This window comes from Desulfonatronovibrio magnus (assembly GCF_000934755.1).
GTDB classification, from domain to species: domain Bacteria; phylum Desulfobacterota; class Desulfovibrionia; order Desulfovibrionales; family Desulfonatronovibrionaceae; genus Desulfonatronovibrio; species Desulfonatronovibrio magnus.
The window spans coordinates 48086-66423 of record NZ_JYNP01000015.1 but is presented as its reverse complement, the minus strand read 5'-3'; the positions used below and the strand labels follow the sequence as shown (position 1 = coordinate 66423).

General features: G+C 44.7%; 20 protein-coding genes. 6 read left to right on the top strand and 14 right to left on the bottom strand.

Annotated features, from left to right (window positions below; translation table 11 throughout):
* Positions 1-80: 80 nt before the first annotated feature.
* Together LZ23_RS01295 and LZ23_RS01290 are read right to left on the bottom strand one after the other, a co-directional pair.
* Positions 81-2102 carry a methyl-accepting chemotaxis protein gene (locus LZ23_RS01295; protein ID WP_045210899.1) on the bottom strand — a complete coding sequence of 674 codons (2022 nt, stop codon included), beginning with the start codon at positions 2100-2102 and terminating at the stop codon, positions 81-83.
* Positions 2103-2116: 14 nt separating this feature from the next.
* The gene (locus LZ23_RS01290; protein WP_052507013.1) at positions 2117-2581 is read right to left on the bottom strand and encodes a cytochrome c family protein; all 465 of its coding nucleotides are present in this window, start codon (positions 2579-2581) and stop codon (positions 2117-2119) included.
* A 749-nt stretch (positions 2582-3330) separates the two neighbouring features.
* Between LZ23_RS01290 and LZ23_RS01285 the strand changes: the two genes are divergently transcribed.
* The 3 genes from LZ23_RS01285 (at position 3331) to LZ23_RS01275 (ending at position 4702) form a co-directional block, all read left to right on the top strand.
* The gene (locus LZ23_RS01285; protein ID WP_045210897.1) at positions 3331-3744 is read left to right on the top strand and encodes an Hsp20/alpha crystallin family protein; all 414 of its coding nucleotides are present in this window, start codon (positions 3331-3333) and stop codon (positions 3742-3744) included.
* Between the two features lie 12 nt (positions 3745-3756).
* Positions 3757-4128 (top strand): Hsp20/alpha crystallin family protein, encoded by a 372-nt coding sequence (locus LZ23_RS01280; RefSeq protein WP_045210895.1) that lies wholly within the window; start codon positions 3757-3759, stop codon positions 4126-4128.
* 115 nt (positions 4129-4243) lie between these two features.
* Positions 4244-4702 carry an Hsp20/alpha crystallin family protein gene (locus LZ23_RS01275; protein WP_084590846.1) on the top strand — a complete coding sequence of 153 codons (459 nt, stop codon included), beginning with the start codon at positions 4244-4246 and terminating at the stop codon, positions 4700-4702.
* Positions 4703-4880: 178 nt separating this feature from the next.
* Here LZ23_RS01275 and LZ23_RS01270 read toward each other — a convergent pair whose 3' ends face one another.
* Positions 4881-5243: a hypothetical protein gene (locus tag LZ23_RS01270; protein WP_045211007.1), complete on the bottom strand. Its 363-nt coding sequence runs from the start codon at positions 5241-5243 to the stop codon at positions 4881-4883.
* Between the two features lie 347 nt (positions 5244-5590).
* Here LZ23_RS01270 and LZ23_RS01265 point away from each other — a divergent pair, with 347 nt between their 5' ends.
* Both LZ23_RS01265 and mazG read left to right on the top strand, forming a co-directional pair.
* Complete coding sequence (locus LZ23_RS01265) at positions 5591-6121, top strand: CvpA family protein (protein WP_045210893.1); 531 nt, start codon at positions 5591-5593, stop codon at positions 6119-6121.
* Between the two features lie 14 nt (positions 6122-6135).
* The gene (mazG, locus tag LZ23_RS01260; RefSeq protein WP_045210892.1) at positions 6136-6912 is read left to right on the top strand and encodes a nucleoside triphosphate pyrophosphohydrolase; all 777 of its coding nucleotides are present in this window, start codon (positions 6136-6138) and stop codon (positions 6910-6912) included.
* Positions 6913-7044: 132 nt separating this feature from the next.
* On the opposite strand, the gene cmk is transcribed toward mazG, so the two are convergent.
* From cmk to LZ23_RS01215, 9 genes are all read right to left on the bottom strand, one after another.
* Positions 7045-7713: a (d)CMP kinase gene (gene cmk / locus LZ23_RS01255; RefSeq protein WP_045210890.1), complete on the bottom strand. Its 669-nt coding sequence runs from the start codon at positions 7711-7713 to the stop codon at positions 7045-7047.
* A complete protein-coding gene (gene hisC, locus LZ23_RS01250; RefSeq protein ID WP_045210888.1) occupies positions 7710-8810 on the bottom strand; it encodes a histidinol-phosphate transaminase in 1101 nt (366 codons plus the stop codon). The genes cmk and hisC overlap by 4 nt, the downstream gene beginning before the upstream one ends.
* Positions 8803-9117 (bottom strand): hypothetical protein, encoded by a 315-nt coding sequence (locus LZ23_RS01245; protein ID WP_045210887.1) that lies wholly within the window; start codon positions 9115-9117, stop codon positions 8803-8805. The genes hisC and LZ23_RS01245 overlap by 8 nt, the downstream gene beginning before the upstream one ends.
* A 41-nt stretch (positions 9118-9158) precedes the next feature.
* Positions 9159-10925 carry a type IV pilus secretin PilQ gene (locus LZ23_RS01240; protein WP_052507012.1) on the bottom strand — a complete coding sequence of 589 codons (1767 nt, stop codon included), beginning with the start codon at positions 10923-10925 and terminating at the stop codon, positions 9159-9161.
* A gap of 20 nt (positions 10926-10945) precedes the next feature.
* Positions 10946-11446, bottom strand: a complete 501-nt coding sequence (locus LZ23_RS22095; protein WP_052507011.1) for a pilus assembly protein PilP — start codon at positions 11444-11446, stop codon at positions 10946-10948.
* A 2-nt stretch (positions 11447-11448) separates the two neighbouring features.
* Positions 11449-12057 carry a type IV pilus inner membrane component PilO gene (locus LZ23_RS01230; protein ID WP_045210885.1) on the bottom strand — a complete coding sequence of 203 codons (609 nt, stop codon included), beginning with the start codon at positions 12055-12057 and terminating at the stop codon, positions 11449-11451.
* The gene (locus LZ23_RS01225; protein WP_045210883.1) at positions 12047-12625 is read right to left on the bottom strand and encodes a PilN domain-containing protein; all 579 of its coding nucleotides are present in this window, start codon (positions 12623-12625) and stop codon (positions 12047-12049) included. Before LZ23_RS01225 ends, LZ23_RS01230 begins: the two co-directional genes overlap by 11 nt.
* Before the next feature lie 448 nt (positions 12626-13073).
* The gene (gene pilM, locus LZ23_RS01220; RefSeq protein ID WP_157493070.1) at positions 13074-14129 is read right to left on the bottom strand and encodes a type IV pilus assembly protein PilM; all 1056 of its coding nucleotides are present in this window, start codon (positions 14127-14129) and stop codon (positions 13074-13076) included.
* 10 nt (positions 14130-14139) lie between these two features.
* Positions 14140-14577, bottom strand: coding sequence for a universal stress protein (locus LZ23_RS01215; RefSeq protein ID WP_045210879.1), 438 nt, complete (start codon positions 14575-14577; stop codon positions 14140-14142).
* A gap of 278 nt (positions 14578-14855) precedes the next feature.
* Between LZ23_RS01215 and LZ23_RS01210 the strand changes: the two genes are divergently transcribed.
* Positions 14856-15062: an FmdB family zinc ribbon protein gene (locus LZ23_RS01210; protein WP_045210878.1), complete on the top strand. Its 207-nt coding sequence runs from the start codon at positions 14856-14858 to the stop codon at positions 15060-15062.
* Positions 15063-15121: 59 nt separating this feature from the next.
* On the opposite strand, the gene fusA is transcribed toward LZ23_RS01210, so the two are convergent.
* Both fusA and LZ23_RS01200 read right to left on the bottom strand, forming a co-directional pair.
* Positions 15122-17170, bottom strand: coding sequence for an elongation factor G (fusA, locus tag LZ23_RS01205; protein WP_045210876.1), 2049 nt, complete (start codon positions 17168-17170; stop codon positions 15122-15124).
* Complete coding sequence (locus LZ23_RS01200; protein WP_157493069.1) at positions 17170-18090, bottom strand: hypothetical protein; 921 nt, start codon at positions 18088-18090, stop codon at positions 17170-17172. The genes fusA and LZ23_RS01200 overlap by 1 nt, the downstream gene beginning before the upstream one ends.
* Positions 18091-18338: the final 248 nt, after the last annotated feature.

Sequence of the window (18338 nt, the reverse complement as noted above, 5' to 3'; positions counted from 1 at the left end):
CAGCTCAGGTACTTTTACACAGCCCGTCTGGATGAACTTCCTGGACGGGCTTACTCATGTGTACGGTTATTGCTGTAACGTTATTTTTTCCGCATGTCTTCAATTATCTGTTTTAGCTCGGCAGCAAGAGAAGCGAGTTCTGAAATGGCCTTGGCTGAGTGATTCATGGCTTCACTGGTTTCAGAAGATATACGGTTTATGTCGTCAACACTCTTGTGGATCTCTTCGCTGGCTACTGACTGCTCCTCAGAAGCTGAGGCTATGGATCGGATCTGGTCATAAGATGTTTCAACAAGATTAACTATTTGACGCAGCTGTTTTCCTGATTCATTAGCCTGCCTTGTAGCCCCTTTTACTGACTCAACTGTCTCATCCACGCTGCCCACGTTCTTTCCAACTTCTTCTTGAATGGCAAAGATGTACCTTCCTACTTCATTGGTAGCGTTCATGGTTTTCTCTGCCAGCTTGCGAACCTCGTCGGCAACAACTGCAAATCCACGTCCGGCATCACCTGCCCTGGCTGCTTCAATAGCTGCATTCAAGGCCAGCAGGTTGGTCTGGTCAGCTATATCTTCAATAACAGTCATAATTTTGCCAATACCTTCAGCCTGCTCGCCCAAAGCACTGATCTGCTTTTTAAGACTTAAAGCGTTACGCTGCACATCAGCTATAGCTTTGACCGCGCTCTGGACTGTGCTGGCTCCAGATTCTGCGGTTTTCTTGACCTGCTCAGATGCCTCTGCAGCTCTGGAAGCATTTTTAGCTACCTCCATGACAGTAGCATTCATTTGCTCCATGGAAGTGGCAGTGCTGGCTGCCATATCTCTTTGCTGCTCAGACCCTCGACTGGCCTGCTCAACCTGGGCGGACAATTCAGCAGAAGCTGTTGAAACTTGCTCAGCCACACGGTCAGCCTTGACCGCAGATGCTTCAATCATGCTGTTTTTGGATTCGATCTGGACTTGCTGGTTTTTCAAGTCGGTCAAATCGGTGTAGAGAACAAAGGCACCGATGAGCTGCTGATCGAGATCATAAAGAGGAGCAGCATCAACCTTGATAACTTTTTTCTCCCCGCGGTTGTTAGTGATCTCAATCTCCCGGTCAAGGGAAGGCTCTCTGGTTTTTAAGACCTTAGTGGTAATGGTTTCACGATCATCGCCATAGACCATTAGTGATGGGGGTTTGCCCATAAATTTTGCACCATCCTCGTGTCCAAGAAGGTCCAGAACTGACTTGTTGGTAAAGGAGATGTTGCCATTGGTATCGCATACAAAACAAGGTGTGGTCATACTGCCCAGGATGCCTTTGGAAAATCCAAGTTCTTTTTTAAGGTTGCCCACCATCACCCCAAGATGCTGGGACAGGCTTCCGAGTTCGTCTGTTTTGTCAGAACTGAAAGTTGCTGAAAAATCTCCCTGGGCAATCTTTTGTGTAGCCTGATCAATGTTAATTATGGGGTTGAATATCTGTCTGCGCATAAAGGCGTATACGCTGATGATAAGCACAATAATTCCAGCCAGGATCATCAGAGCAGTATAAGCAGCGTTTTCCTGCATTCTGGCAATTGTGCCACTTACATCCTGGACTACCACCATGGTGCCCAGAATAGGCTGTGACCAGCCGTGACAATGATAGCATGCTGGTTCATTGGGCACGGAACTGACAGTAGCAAAAACATTTTTGCCATGGAGACTGAAAAAACCACTGTTATTCATATCTCTCGCCAAGGCCTGGCGGACCATCAGGCGTATTTCATCATGTTCCATGATTTCATTAAAATCCCTGCGTATGGAACTGTCTTCAGTACTGTAGGTAATATTACCGCGAAAGTCTGTAAGGTAGGCTGTAGTTGTCTCATATCTTCTGGCAAGGGAAGCAAATTCCTCCCGTGTACCTGCATCGTCACCAACAACCATGGGGCGCTCGATGGTAGCTTTGAGCAACTCTGTAAAACGTGATACATCCTCTGAAAGCTGGTCTTCTGTCAGGTTTTTCTGCCAGAAAAGCATGACCAGAATGATCATGGTAAATATGCCAAGTGAAATCAGGGAGATGCTTATGCCGATTTTATAGCCGATACTGCTGTAAATTTTTTGTAACATCAGATAGCCTCCGGTTAGTGAGCGCCACTGTATATAAGGGGCCTGAACCCGAATGCTTCATTACGCTCTTCGGTATGACAGGTCAGGCAGTCTTCAATAATGGGCAGTCTTTCAATGGCACCCGGGTAGCCACCGGTATCCACATGCTCTCTGCCTGGTCCGTGACAGGTTTCACAGCCTACATCAGAAAGTTCAGGCGTAGCTTCATAAGAGATAAAACCGCCCTGGTTGTACCCTGTGGTATGACAACCGTAACACTCCCTTAACTCCTCTTCAGTCAGTTTGGGAGCCATTACAGATATGCTATCCCATGAATTGGCCTTGTGGGAGTAAGCAATAAAGTTGTCATATTCATAGTAGTGACAACTGCCACAGGTTTCGGACCCAACATACTGCCCGGAAGCCTGAGCCTGATATGCCCATGCACCTGCATACAATAAAACAGCAAAAAAAGATAAGATACTAACATTTCTTAACATTATTCCCCCTCCAAAAATAATGTTTTGCAGCTCCCCCTCTTTACGCAGAGCTAAGGTTTAATTGTTCCTTGTGATCGCATTCACATAGTCTGGAAAGATTGTCAACCTTACATATAGAATTTGTAAATACAGGCTCATTTTTTATATTTTTAGACGTTATTAGCAAAGTAACATTACAGCCATTGCGTGTAGCGTTTACTGGCGCTTCCGGTGCTGCCTTTTCATGTTCAGTTCCCAGGCAAATGAAAAAACTTCTTTCATCCTTTGCGCCCTTTGCCTGCCCGGCCTGCCCCGTAAACTTTCTTCCAGTTTACTGGGGTTAAACAACGCTGAAAGCGTTCCTGTGCAGCAGGGTTTAACTGGGCGTTTTGAGTGAGCCTTCGAACGGGCGGCTAAAATATCTCATTTTTTTGGACAAGTGGGTCCTGGAAGAGTCAGTCCCCTCCGGGCTGTATGCCTCCGGGCAGGAAGCCATACCACATGCAAAGCGCTAAACAGATATAAAAAAGCAAGAAAGTTTTTTAAACCTTGAAAGAACAAAAATGCCCAGGAACCTTATCCTTCAGCCTTCAGCCTTCAGCCTTCAGCCTGAAAAGTTCGCTTACGCCCCAACTTAAAGATCCTTGTATAAATTGGGTTGTGTGCACAGCCCGCATTAAAGAATACAATCGTGTAATTTCAGATACTTGACAGAGAATAAAATGATATTATTAAAGAAGAAAATCTAAAAAATGACGGAGGTGACAGCCATGGTAATTGATTTCAGCAGTTTTTATAATTTGCCAAGGCAATTGGACAGGTTTTTTGATGAGGCCTGGAGGCCTTCAATGATCAGCCAGAGAAGAAACGCCTATCCTCCAGTAAATATCAGTGAGGATAAGTCCAACATTTATGTATTTTCTGAAGTACCAGGTGTGGACATTGAGGACGTTGATATTACTCTGAGTGATGGAAGCTTAGTTATTAAGGGCAATAGAAAGCACGGGACCGGCAATTATTACAGACAGGAAAGGCCTGCCGGTCTGTTTCAGAGGATCGTAAATCTCAACGTCCCTATACAGGCAGATGGCGTTAAGGCCAGAATGAAGGATGGTGTGCTTGAAATAACCATGCCCAAGGCTGATGAGGCTATTCCCAGGAAAATCAGTATAAAAGCTGAATAAGGAGGTGGTGATATGAGCGGAGAAGTAAAAAAGAATTCCGGCAGCTTACCCCGATTTTCTCCTAATACGGACATTATTGAAAAAGAAGACGGTTTTCACATATATATGGATATGCCTGGAGTTCAAAAGGAAGATCTTGTTATTGACCTGAAGGAGAATGATCTGGCAATCAGCGCCAGAGCAGTGTATCCGAGAATGGAAAAGGTGAGCAATGTTCATCTTGAGTTTGGTGATTGTGAGTATTCCAGGAGTTTCACCATCTCAGACGTAGTGGATAGAGAAAACATTAAAGCTACTTTGAAAAATGGTGTACTGGAAATGTTCTTGCCCAAGGCGGCCAAAGCCAAACCCAGGAAGATTGAAATTGAAGTAGCACAAGATTAAATGGCTCACGAATAAAAATTGACACTTAATGCCGGCGCTGGAATGTTGATCCATTAATCTGGTGAAAAATTTTCCGGCGCCGATTAAGCAGGATGTATTTACTGGAGGTGATGGTATGATGCTTGAAAAATGGTTACCCTCAACAAGGAGCAAGTCTGTAGCCCGCAACACCCCAAGAGAGGAAATGTTAGACTTTTTTGAAGATATGTGGGACAGACCGTTTAGAGGTTATGGAGACTTTTCCAAGGGTTTCACTCCATCAGTAGAAGTCAGTGAAAAGGATGATGAAGTTATTGTAAAAGCTGAGATGCCAGGGCTGGAGCCATCAGAAATTGACCTGAGTGTTGAAAATAACAACCTGGTATTAAGGGGTGAGAAAAAAAGAGAGCATAAAGAAGAAAAGGAAAACTTCGTACACATGGAATGTTCTTATGGCAGTTTTGAAAGAGTCGTTCCCTTGCGGGTCGAGGTAGACAGAGACAATGTAGCAGCAAGCTACAAAAATGGAGTGCTCGTGGTCAGATTACCCAAGTCTGAACTGAACAGATCCAGAAAAATTGCAATTGAATCTTAAGATCGGGTTTAGAGATGTGGCTGATGATTTATCATTAAGAGCTGCGTAGAAATAAAAAAGGCCGGGAAATCCCGGCCTTTTTTGTTTCAGTTATTGTAATCTGGTGGTATAAAGTCTTATCGCGGGCCGCTTGGTAAAACGCAAATAAAATCATGCCTGCAAACAGGAAATCATGCTGTTATTTTTTGAACATGGAACCAATATCGGTAATTTTTCCTCCACCCTTGCCTGAAAGATTGTTCAGGTTTTTGAGGTCGCCGGCGGATGAGATGGTCAAGTTGCTGGATGCTTCCAGGTATTTGCTCTTGAGATCTTCAGGAACATTCTTGTAAGTATAGAGGATGTGCTTTCCTTCAATTTCCCCGGTCAGCTCATTATCTATGGGGTAGCCAAAAGGCAAAAGCACCATCTGAACTCCTCCCTGCTGGGTAGGAACCATTTGCAATGTGGCCAGGTCTGTCATTTTTTGTGCACTTTCATCCCATTTTCCCAAGACCATGTCACCTGTGACGATTTTTACCAGTCTGATATCATAAGCCATGTGTTTGCTCCTTTTTGTCTGTTTAACTGAAGTTTCCAGTATATCAAAACTCTTGAACTTAATGACTGATTCATATACTGTCAAGAAATCGAGAGGAGATTTGGACTATATAGTTTCCATCCGGAAAGTCTTTCTTTCCGGATGCTGAAGCTATTGGTTTTTTTTCGGGAACGAGGAGTTTTTTCTTTTGGCAAGAAAATCAAGCAATTGTGAGGAGACGTAGCTTAATACGTTGACGAATAATTGTGCAGATTGACGCCGATAGAAGGAAAAAGAACCGTTTCCGGATGAAAACTATATAGCTGGACTGCCTTTATTAGTCAGGGCGTTAATTGCCGGAGGACCTGATGAACAGTCTTGATATTTTTTTTGTAGTAGTGCTGGGTTTTTTTGTATTCAGAGGGATATTCAGGGGGCTGATTCTTGAAATATCTTCCATAGCCGGACTGATAGCCGGGTTTATGATGGCTAACCGGTATTATATGGATCTGGAGCCGGTAGCGAGCCGTGTTATCAGCACCGTGGAGTGGGCTCAGGTTGCTGCCTATCTTGGTATATTCATAACTACCATGTTTGTGGTAGCCATTGTATCTATGGCTCTCAAGAGATTTTTGCAGATGATAATGCTGGGATGGCTGGACCGTATAGGAGGTGGATGTCTTGGCCTTGTCAAAGCAGGACTGGTTTGCACACTGACATTTATGCTTCTGACCATTTTTTTACCTAAAGATGACCAGTTGCTTGCGTCATCAGATATTGCTCCCTATATCCAGACGCTCAGCAAAACACTTTCTGAACATCTTCCAGAAGAGCTAAAGCAGAAATTCAGAGTAAAGGCCCAGGATGCAGCTTCTATTCTGGACAGGCCTCAACGTTGAAACAAGGTGGACAAATGAATCAGGAAAGCGGATACGACAAGATAATGCGAGTGATCACTACTTTGCTTGGGCCGGATGGATGTCCATGGGACAGGGAGCAGACACCAGGTACTTTATGCGACTACCTGACAGAAGAAACATTTGAGCTCATTAGTGCCATTCGTTCTAAAAATATAGAAGAAATAAAAGAGGAAATGGGCGATGTTTTTTTTCTTCTGTTTTTTATTGCCAGGTTTTATGAATCAGATTTTACCCTGGATGATGTGTGGGTTAAAAGTGCAGATAAAATGATTGCCCGACATCCACATGTATTTGAGGATGAAAAATTCAACACCCGTGATGAGCTCATGCGCAACTGGGAAAAGGTAAAGAAACAGGAAAAAGCGGACAGGGATAATTCGGTTTTTTCTTCTATTCCCAGAAACCTGCCTCCACTTTTAATGGCTTACCGGCTCAATTCCAAGGCATCTCGAATAGGTTTCACATGGGGAAGTGATCAGGAAGTTCTTTTGAAGCTTCAGGAAGAGTGGCAGGAACTTGAAGATGCTTTAAACAGTAAAGAACCTAGTCAGGCTGAACAGGAGTTTGGTGACTATCTTTTTGCTCTTGTGGAATATGGGCGAAGAAAAAAAATTAAGGCCAATGCAGCTTTGTCCGTTACCAATGCAAAATTCATGGACAGGGTGGGCAAAATGGAGAAGCTGGCCTTGAAAAAAGGGTTGGAAACTACTGAAATGAGCATGGAGGAACTGGATGCGCTCTGGGATGAGGTTAAGAAGGCTGAAGGTTAAGAAGGCTGAAGGTTAAGAAGGCTGAAGGTGGAAGGCTGAAGACTGAAGACTGAAGGTTGAAGGTTGAAGGGGGAATTCTGAAGGCTGAAGGGAAAAGGAAGAGGCGGGGCAACAGGTAAAAAATTTGAGGGACTAACCAGGTTGAATATAGCCCTTAATGGCCTGGTAAACTCCTTCTAAGTCGTGAGGGCCGGTGTTAATGATGATGGCATCACGGGCCGGTTTCAATGGAGCTATGGGTCTGTTGCGGTCCTGCTCATCTCTTTGCCTGATCAAGGTCAGGATTGAATCATAATCCGCCTTAGTGCCTGAGCGTTCAAGCTGTTTTTTTCTTCTATCCGCCCTGATTTCAGCCGAAGCGTCAAGAAAAAATTTGTATTGAGCATCAGGAAAAACTACGCTCCCCATATCCCTGCCTTCAGCCACCAGCGATACTTTCCTGCCAATATTTTGCTGAGCCTGTTTCAAAAATGTCCGCACCTCTTTTATCTGTCCCACTTTTGACGCCATCATTCCTGCTTCTTCCGTGCGAATTTCTGCCCCAAGTTCCCTGCCGTTCAAGATAACCTGGCTGTTCCAACCGGTACCGGACAGTCCAAAGGTCATATTGAGAATTAAGTGCTCAATTTGCTTCTGATCCGGGTTCTCATTTTCCAGGCTCATCATCCAGCCAACAGCTCTGAACATGGCTCCAGTATCAAGGTAGGCTATTTTCAGGCTGTGAGCGATTTTTGCGGCCAAAGTCGATTTCCCGACCCCTGCAGGACCATCTATGGTAACAATAAAAGGCCTGATACTCACGAAAGTATTTCCTTCATGGCAGTAACAAGAGACTGATTTTCCCTTTCTGTGCCAATGCTGATTCTCAAGAGATCCGGCAAACCATAGCTCTTAAGTGGTCTGATGATTATGCCCCGACTTAGAAGTTCTTCAAACACCTTTTCGGCGCTGACAGGCGGTTTCAGCATTATGAAGTTGGCCTGAGAAGGGTAGACCCGACAGTTGAGTTTTTTCAGTTCCTGATTAAGTTTTTTTCTTCCTTTATCAATTATAGCAAGAGTCATGTCTTGAAATGTGGTATCCTGGAGGGCAGCGATTCCAGCTTTTTCAGCAAGTATGTTTACGCTGAAAGGCAAGCGCACTCTGCGCAGATAGTCGGCCAGAACTGGTGACAAGATTCCGTATCCCAGTCGCAAACCGGCCAGTCCGTACATTTTGGAGAATGTTCTAAGTACTGCTATCTGCTTATTTTTAAAAGGCAGTTCAGCGCAACTATATTGGGAAAAGGGAGTTGCAAAATCAATATAGGCTTCATCAATTACCAGGAAGCAGGTTGGTGGCAAATGGGCCGCAAAGTGGTCAATATCATCCTTAGTAGCAGCAAATCCGGACGGGTTGTCGGGATTGGTCAGAAAGACAAGCCTGGTATTGTGATCAATCAGTTTCAAAAGAGCGTCAAAGTCAAATGTGAAGTCAGGGTTGAGTGCTGTTTGTCTGAATTCAACCCCGCAGAGTCTGGCCTGCAGTTTGTAGATGCTGAAGCATGGTTCAAAAGCAACAATATTATTCTGGCCGGGTGCTGCTGTGATCCTGATGAGCAGGTCGATAATCTCGTCTGATCCATTACCGCAGAAAATGGCTGCCGGATCAATATCGAGATATCTGCCAATGCCGTTACATAGTTCAGGATTGTTGGCTGCAGGATACCTGAAGGACTGTACAGCATAGTTTTTAATTATCTCCTGCACAAAAGGCGACAAGCCCAGAGGGTTTTCATTGCTGGCCATTTTAATAATATTGTTCAAGCCGTACTTTTGTTTAATTTCATCAATGCCGAGTCCCGGAGTGTATGGTTCAAACTCACGCACTTCCGGACGAATAAGAGTCTTGCTATCCATTTAATATTCCTGTTTGTCTGATTCTTGTTTGAAATTCTTTTTCCATGCGGATGACTTTAAGAAAAGTGCCGCGGGGCAGATACGGGGTAGCAGGGCCATGGATATTGGCCCAGACCGGCACTACCTGTATATTACCCCATTTGCTGTCTTCTATGGTGATGCTTATGGTCAGTTCCCGGCCCAGTTCAAAGCATTTTTCTCCCGGAATAAACAAGCCCTGACAGCTTAAGAAGTTGTTTTTCCATATTTTCTGGAAATCATTTAATGACGAGAGTCGAAGTTCCATAAGTACCTTTATCGGGAGCATTTCGCGTTTCTAAAAAGCTCCTCTTGCATGACTTGATTTTATCATATTATTTCAGGTCTGATAAAAATTAACAGCTCGTTTTTGCTTTCGCTGACATACTGGTTTTTAAAAAGCCAGCCCAGAAAAGGAATATTACCCAGGGCCGGAATTCTGTTTTCAACTTCATCTTCAGATGTTTTTTTGATCCCTCCAATGACTATGGTTTCTCCGTTTTCCACGAGAAGTCTGGACCTGACTGACCGGGTTTCTATAGCAGTTGCGCCAAAAGCTTCCACTGGATAGTCATCGCGCACTTCAATTGTCAGTAGTATATCATTGTCACTGGTTATTTGAGGTGTTACCAGAAGGCTCAATGTGGCTTCCTCGAATTGTGTGTCTGGTCCGTCGGTGGTCTGGGTTGTATAGGGAATCTGAAAACCCTGTTCTATGCGGGCTTCCTGGTTGTTGAGAGTTGTTATTCTTGGGGCAGATACTGTTCTGGACTTGTTTTGTGCTTCACCAAGGCGAAGTTCAGCATCTAATGTAAACATGGTGCTGCCCCATCTGCGGTCTAAGGTCCCCCCGAGAGCTCCGAAATCGCCGGGGGATCTGGGAAAATTCATGCTTTGATAATTGACTGAAGTGACCATGTCGCTGCCGGAAGTGAATGAATTCTGTTCAGGATAAAGAAAGCTCCATTGAATACCCATGCTCCGGCTGAAATCTTCTGAAGCATAGACTATGCGTGCTTCGATGTGGACCTGTCTTTCAGGACGGTCGAGCCGATTAATAAGGGCAGTTATTTGCCTGATATGTGCTGATGTGTCCTGCAGAATAAGTGTGTTGGTTCTGCTGTCATGGGTTACTTTACCTCTTTCAGATAGAAAATCTCTAATTTGAGGTAGTAATTCCCCTGCCTGGGAATAGTTGATCTGAATAAACTCCTGCTGCAGGGGTTCAAGCTGTCTCATGCTTTCTCTTGCTCTTGCCTCTGCCTCCCTTGCCCTGCGCGCCTGATCACGTTCTGCTTCAAGTTTCTGGGCAGTAGCAATGCGAATGATATCACCACGAAGCACCATGCCGAGATTTTTCTGAACAAGAACAAGATCTAAGGCCTGATCCCAGGGCACATTGATGAGTCGCAAAGAAATTCTGCCTGTAACATTTTCATCAAGTATCAGATTGTAGTCGGTTATGGATGTGATAAGTCTGATGACATGCTCTACTTCAGCATTTTGCATATCAATGGAAATGAGATCTCCTGTATATTCCTGCTTCATGCCCGGGAAAAGGGTATTAAACTCTAAAAAATCTTGCTGGGTTCCTGGTTGGTCTGTTGCAAGTTGCGCTGTTGATACCTGAGGCGAACTGGTTAGTGCAGGATCATCTAAAGGCGCAGATGCAGGGTCCACCCTGAAAATGATGGAGTTCTGACTGCCCACAAGATCAAAAGATTTTTTATTATACCAGGTCCAGGTCAAAACCAGGTTTTGATCTATATTCTGTACAAGCAGGGACTTAAGGCCTGATTCAAAGTCATCTAAGCGGTACAATCTTGCCTGGGATGGTCTTGCCTGAAATCCAGGGATTATTGCCCGTGTTCTTTGAGGACTTATTTCTTCCATTTCAGGTAAAGGGATGTCAGGGCCTGCAATGGATATATAGGTAGCTCCCATTTCATCCTGCCAGAAATCAATAAGCTCTATCCGGTCAGGCCCATCCATATCTGCAGCTCTTTCCTGGTCAGCCAGGGAGGCATTATCTGCGTAGCAGCATAGTGCAAGTGTCTGGAAAAAAATTATGATGAAAAATACTATATTCTTGTGCATCTTCAGTAATCCATACCTGACTAATTGTCCTGTCCCGGCCTGAGTTTAAGGGTAGTGTTCCGGGTTTCAGTTTCACCAAACATGGTGGTCACGGTTTCGGATACTATGACCTCCTGGGGCAGGATCATGACAACCTCTCCACGATTGCGGCCAACCCGGGTGCCTGTTTGTATAATCAAGCCTTTGCCGTCGGGCATTTCCACCATGGCTTTTGGATTAAATAAAGGATCGTCCCGCCAGATTATGCCCACAAGTTTGAGCTGGCTGATCTCAACTCTCTCTAAGGGAGTCAGAGGTCGGGGAGGTTCTTCATCCTGTTGCCTGACAGCTTCCTCTTCAATCCTCTGGCGAATAAAAGGAGTAAAAGGATCAACTCCTGGCCGTGGTTCATAAATATAGGGTGCTGGTGCCATCCAGTCAGGGTAGTCCCAGTCTTCTGGTGTATGATCATTCTGCGCTCCTGCAGGTGCCACCAGGGTTAAGTACGCAATTAGAGCCATGGGAACAGCCTGTCTAAGCATTGCTAATCCCTTTCCAGCTCTGCCTTAGACAATGACCTGTATACCAGAAGTACAGCCTCGGCAGACAGGACAGCCCTGTCCCTGTCCCGAACTCCGGTCAGAGGACTAAGCCGCAGACTTTGAAGGCTGACCAGACGGTCAAGGCGGGATAATTCATCAAAATAACTCATAAGGTTATGAAAGTATCCCTGCAGCCTCAGCTGAACGTTTCTTGCAGCAAAGTGCTCCTTTACTTCTTCAGAACCAGGCTGAAACATCAGAAAAGTGACCCCTCTTTCATCTCCAATGCGCTCGAATGAAGCCAGCAATCTTTCTAAGGCGTGAGCGTCTTCAGGCAAAAGCGTCTGGGCCAGCAAAAGTTCCCTTTCTCTGGCTGCGACTTCTTCTTCCATTTTTGGAAATTTTGCGGCCTGGGCTGAAAAGATATTGATATCCTGCTGCAGAGATTCAACCTCCTGCTGCATGCGCGAGATATTGTCACGCACTGGTGCAAGGTAAAAATACCATGCAGCCCCACATATTGCGGCCAGTATCAATACCTGGATCAATATCTTTTTTGTTCTGCTGAGTTTGTCAATCTCTGCTATTATGGCTTGACGGCTAATTTTCATTGGCATCACCACTAAAAGAGGCTGGGGGACCTGCCCTAATCTGAAACTGAAACTCTACCAGGCTCAGATTCTGAACTTCCCGCCTGGATGTTCTCTGAGTGCTGACGGATCTGATAAACTCTGAGGACCTCAAACTGTCCACGTAACCTGCAAAGGCCTGATTATCAACAGCCACCCCTCTTATGTCCATAACTCCGTTGCGATTCAGATTCAGCGCTTCGAACCACATTCTTTCTTCAGGAACACGAACAGTTGTTTCATCAACGTAGCGAACAGGAAGCTGCTGTCTGACACGAATATACTTGATAGCTTCGATATTTGCCTGGATTTCCTCAAATTTTCTTTCTAACTGATTTAGCCTGCCTACTCTGGTCAACAGGATCTGACGCTGAGACTCAAGGTCTAAGACCTCATCCTCAAGCCCTGAAAGATGCCCTCTCCACATGAGGCCTATACTTAAAATGGATGTACAAACTATTGTCAACAGAATCAGATACAGCAACAGATACTTTTCTGTATCAGATACTTTTGCTCTTTTGGAGTGAGGCAGCAGATTGATTTTAATCATGACATTCAGTAACTTACCGTTTTATTCCTGTGGAAAAAAACAAGAAGGTATTTTAACCTTGAAAGAGCGTAACAGTTTAGCGCTTATAAGTAACTACAATCGTTTTGCAAATAAAATCAGATGGTTATAATTTTCATGTTTTTACGATTTTTGCTTTGATTGATGCACATTTGCCAGAAAAGTTCCGTCAAAGATGGGAGCTTTGCGCCTGGCACAGGGACTGTCCCTCGCTGTGTAAATTTTTTCATTAAGCAAATTTCTTCCAGTAACCAATGCAGCATCAGTCTTGTTTGTAGCACCTCGCGGGGACTGTCCCAATTTTCAGAAAAGTGACAGACTCGTAAAGTTACTCACAAGTTCGGTCCCGGTCCGCCCGTCCCCGTGCCAAATGCAAAGGGTTAAACTGTTACAGAAAGAGCAATGATACCCAAGATCCTTATTATAACCATCAGGTAATGCCTCGCAGAGCAAGACCCGTGGCTACAGCGAACTGGGGTTTGACAGAGTCAAGATATTTCATGTCGTAATCGTTCATGGATACCTGAATATTTTTCCAGGGATCTAAGTAGTTAACTTCTATTTTGAGATGCTGTTCCAGAAGAGTGCTGATTCCGTTCAGCAGGCTTCCCCCCCCGGAAAGAAACAATTTTGATGCCTGTTTCATGTGAGGCTCGGATGTGTGATAGAAACTGATGAGCCTTTTTATTTCATCAGTCCAGTCTTTAACCGCTGTGACAATGCCTCGGGAAATATCAGGGTATTCATCCGAGTCTTTTGTGAGAGGTCCCTGAATTTTTTGCACTTCTGCTTCAGCTTTTCCAATATTTGAAAGCTCGGCTATGATGTTGGTTATGTGTTTACCCCCGAAAGACATCTCGCGAAAAAAAATTGGCTGGTTTTTTAAAAAAATGCTGAATATGCTCTGCCTGCCTCCAATATCCAATAAATAAACAGGCTCATCATGAAATTCAGGATAGTTGAATTCAAAACAATTGCTCAGAGCAAAGGCATCCACATCCACAATGCTTAGAGACAATCCGGACTTTTCAGCTACCTCCATCAGATCCTGAACAACTTTTATCTTGCTGGCCACCAGAATAACTTCCACTGATCCGTCTTCATGGCCGGGACCCAGCACCTGGTAATCCAGATATACATCACTTAAATCAAAAGGAATGTACTGTCCGGCCTCCTTATAGATGGTTTTCTCCAGCTCCTTGGGTGGGCCTGAATCAAAGTAGGCTCTCTTGACGATAACTGAATGCCCGGCCATGGATGAAATAATAACCTTGTCCCGCAGGCCTTGATGCTGCCACAGAGATTTAATTTTGGCTCCCTGATGAACAGCCCCATCCAAATCCTTACGGGACCAGGGTACTCGGGCAAAATTATTCAGTGACACCTGTCTGCCTTTGTAGGCTACCCTGACGGTTTTGGCCCAGGTGCTGCCCATATCTAAGCCGCATAAAGGGTTTTTGGATTGAAAAAGACTTAAAATGCCCAAGGTTAACCACTTAAGGCCTTATGGTCATAACCGGCATTTTGGCAGCCTTGACAATTTTTTCAGCCACAGACCCGAATAATACTCTGTCAATCCCTTTTCGGCCGTGGGTACCCATGATTATCATGTCGATATTTTCATTATCTGCAAAATTAAGGATCTCTTCGGCGGCATATCCGCTGAGCACCCTGCCCTCTACATTAACATCGCTGAAGTTTTCCTCTATGAAAGTATCCATGGTTTTTTCAGCACCAGTCACAATTTCACCAACAAAGTTTTCAATGGAAGTGGGCGGAACATGAAAACCAACATATTGCGAAAGGCTGGGTGCTACATAGATGACCTTGACAGACGCGTCTAAAGCTTTAGAAAGGATTTGAGTATAAGCAGCCACTTTGGCACTCATTTCTGAAAAATCAACAGCGCACATGATGTTTTGAATCTGAGCCATAAATCCTCCTTAGTAAAAAATGATTCTTTGCAGGTATTTGTAACAGTTTAGCCTTTATTAAGGAAAGCAGGGGGCAGGCATTTCGGGAGCGGCTTGAGCATCAACCGATGTTTTAAACGTCTCATTTTGAGTCAGTCAGGCCCCCGGAAGACTTAAGTTCCCTTGCCATATGCAAAAGGCGAAACTTTTACTGGTATTTAAGTTAGGGCAGGTGAGTCAGTCAAGAATTCCTGCCGGTTTTACTGAAACAATTAATCTACTTTCCCATAGGAGTCCGTATGCCTATCTTTGAGTATTATTGCACTGAATGTAAAGAAGTATTTGAAGAACTCGTGTTTAATCCTGATGAAATTGCTGCATGCCCGAGATGTCTGCTTACTGAAAACGTTCAAAAGTGTGTATCTGCAGCCCGCATAGGAAGAGGGGCATCAATGCCGTCGTCTGCACCTGGTGGCTCTAATTGCAGGCCTGGTCCATTTACCTGAGGCTGATAAAAGGCTTTGGTCCAAAGCCTTCATTAGTAACTTTAAGTTTCACTGTAACATTACTTTTTAACCGAATCAAATCGTTCAAACTTCATGGTCAAACCTGCCCGGCCCTGGGTTGCCGAGCGCAGATCCGTGGAAAACCCGAACATTTTGCTCATGGGGGTCAGGGATTTGATGATTTTATGTCCGTGCTGGTCATACATATTTTCAATCTGCCCCCCTTTTGCCCCAAGCAGGCTGACACATTCACCCACAAACTCCTCAGGAGTTGATATCTCCACCATCATAATCGGTTCAAGCAATACGGGCTGAGCGTCTGAAAGGGCCTGCTTTACTGCGTGAAATGCTGCCATCCTGAAGCCTACTGCATCAGCGCCTTCTTTAACGCCAATCTTTTTAACTCTGACCACAACATCCGTTACCGGGTAGCCTTTAAGTTCACCAGCCTGCAGGCCATCCTCAACCCCGTTATACAAAGCTTCCAACCATGCTGAAGACCACTTGTCCGGGTCAAGCTCCATAACTATCCTGTTGCCTTTTCCTCTCTCTTCCGGCTCAATTGCAAGTCCGGCCATGCCGTAATGAAAGACTTCGCCCAACTCTCGGGCGTATTCATAATCAGCCTCGGATCTGGATAATACTGATTCCTGATAAACAACCTGGGGATTGCCTGCCCGGAAATCAACACTGTGTTCGCGACGTATGCGGTGCAAACTGACATCAAGGTGCAGTTCACCCATGCCTGATAAAATGATCTGATCAGTATCCTTGTCTCTTTCAAAGAATAAAGTGGGATCTTCCTGGAGAAGTTTTTCCACAGCAAAGACAAGTTTTTCCTCCTCCTCGCTGTTTCGCGGTTCAAGCGCGAGAGATATGACTGGATTGTACTCACTGATTTTCTCTAAGATCAGAGGATCATCCATGTGACATAGCGTATCCCCGGTGCGGGCATCTTTGAGTCCGGCTATGGCCACAATCTGCCCAGCCACACATTCCTCGACTTTTTCCTTATGATTGGCATGAAGGACAAAAAGGCGGGCAGCCCTTTCAGATATATTTTGCGTGGCATTATAAATTGTTTGTCCAGCTGTTATTTTGCCGGAATAGATACGGGTAAAAACAAGCTTTCTTCCTGTTTCCACACTTACCTTGAAGGCCAGGGAGGAAAGGGGCGCTTTTATTTTGGCTGGAAAAGAAACCGGTTTGCGTGTTTCAGGGTGAATACCAGCGGCCTGGGGTACTTCAGCAGGGGAGGGCAGATAGTAGCGTACCGCATCCATGACCGGCTGTACTCCGATATTTTTGAGAGCTGATCCGGTAAGAACCGGCACCCCCTTAAGTTCTATGGTAGCCTTTCTTATGCTTTGCCGGAGCCTGTCCGGATTTATGTCCCGTCCTTCAAGGTAATCCTCCATGATTTCATCATCCTGTTCTGATAAAGTTTCAAGGAGATAGTTCCTCCACCTGGCAAGTATCTCAATCTCTGAAGGATCGGGTTCAGTTAAGATTATATCTTTTCCAAAGCTGTCCTGGTTGAAAGTAAGTTTTTTTTGCTCTACGAGATCTAGAATTGCGCTGAAATCTTCACCCTGGCCAATGGGGGCGTAAATTGGCAAAGGAACAGTCTGCAGCTTCTGGCGCATTGCCTCCAGCACGTGTTTATAGTCGGCGCCGGGGCGATCCATTTTATTGATAAAGGCAATCTTGGGTATATGGTATTTTTCCGACTGGCGCCACACGGTTTCGCTTTGAGGTTCAACTCCGCCAACAGCGCAGAATACAGCAACAACACCATCCAGCACCCGAAGAGACCGATCAACTTCTATGGTGAAATCAACATGGCCGGGAGTATCAATAATATTGACAGTTTTGTCCTTCCATTGACACGATGTGCAGGCAGAAGCAATAGTAATGCCTCTTTCCTGTTCTTCAGGCATGAAATCCATAGTGGCTGTACCGTCGTGAACCTCACCCATTCGGTGAATTTTCTGAGTATAGTAGAGAATTCTTTCGGTGAGGGTGGTTTTACCCGCGTCAATATGAGCAATAATGCCGATATTACGAATGTTCTTGAGGTAACCTGATGGGACTGCAGGCGTTTTCATTATATTCGTGTCTCCTTGCAGAAAAATTTCTTGGATTTAAAAAAAGATTGATCAAGCTCTGGCCAGATCCAGGAAAATTCCAGACCAGGAGTAAAGCCGCGACTGGCATTAACTTTACTGAACAGCTCCCGGGGACCAAAAAAAATGTCCCATTCCTGTTCAAGGAGATGCTGGTCAGGTTTAGTGTAATCAAAATCTGGAAAACTGCCGATAAACTCCCCAGCAACGGTGAAAGCGATTTCGGGATGACATGCAGCAATAAGCTCATAATTCCATGACAGCTTGGAATCGGCCCAGATAAGGCCTTTCATAGGCTCAAGAGAACCGAGCCATATGGATTTAAGTTTAGAGATATATGAAAAAAGCAAGTCACTGCTGTAGGGTTTGTCGCAAAAATCAATGATAAGACCGGATCTGTGGTGCAAGTCAGGGTCTGAAAGTAAGTTTTGACGATGCGGGATTCGATAAATAAGTTCGACACCCGCCAGTTCCAGAGCGTTAAGTGTTGCAGAGTCAGGGACTGTTTTGCAGGGGCCGGTAAAAAAAGCTGCAATGTCTGCAACACCTGAAGCTGCTGCTGGAATTACAGCTGCCAGCAGCCTGTTCCACGCATTGAACTCAAGATCCAGCAACACGCTCAAGCTCTTTGATGGAGTATATGATTTCAGATGGGTGTATCCGGTGTTAGTATTAACAGTTTGTTGTTCCTGGTACCCGGGAGTATGGCCATAAAAGTCCAGCAGCAAGGCAATATGCTTTTTCATGAGCGAGCGCTTATAGTCCCCGGTTTGGTCATAAGCCTCGGCAAGCAGTTGCTCAGAAATCAAATACTGATCCAGATTTGAGGGGTGGTTATTGTTGTGCATAAAGAGTTCAATAGTTAAAAGTCTATTGGCGTAGCACATATTTAAAACCAACATGGTTCATGGCTACTCATCATACTGACTTGAGAGTTAAAAGTTATCAGTTAATTGTTATTAGTTGAAGAAAAAAATATCATGATTTCAAATGGTTAGGCTTTGTAAAAGTCTGGGTATCTAAAGCTTGTAAAATGGCAATCAATCCAAGGAGTTGCACAAGAACTTTTGACTGTCCAGATACTGAGATAAAAAGTTTAAATGCAGGCGCTATGTTGTCAAGTAAAACATGGGAAAATCTGCATTTCATA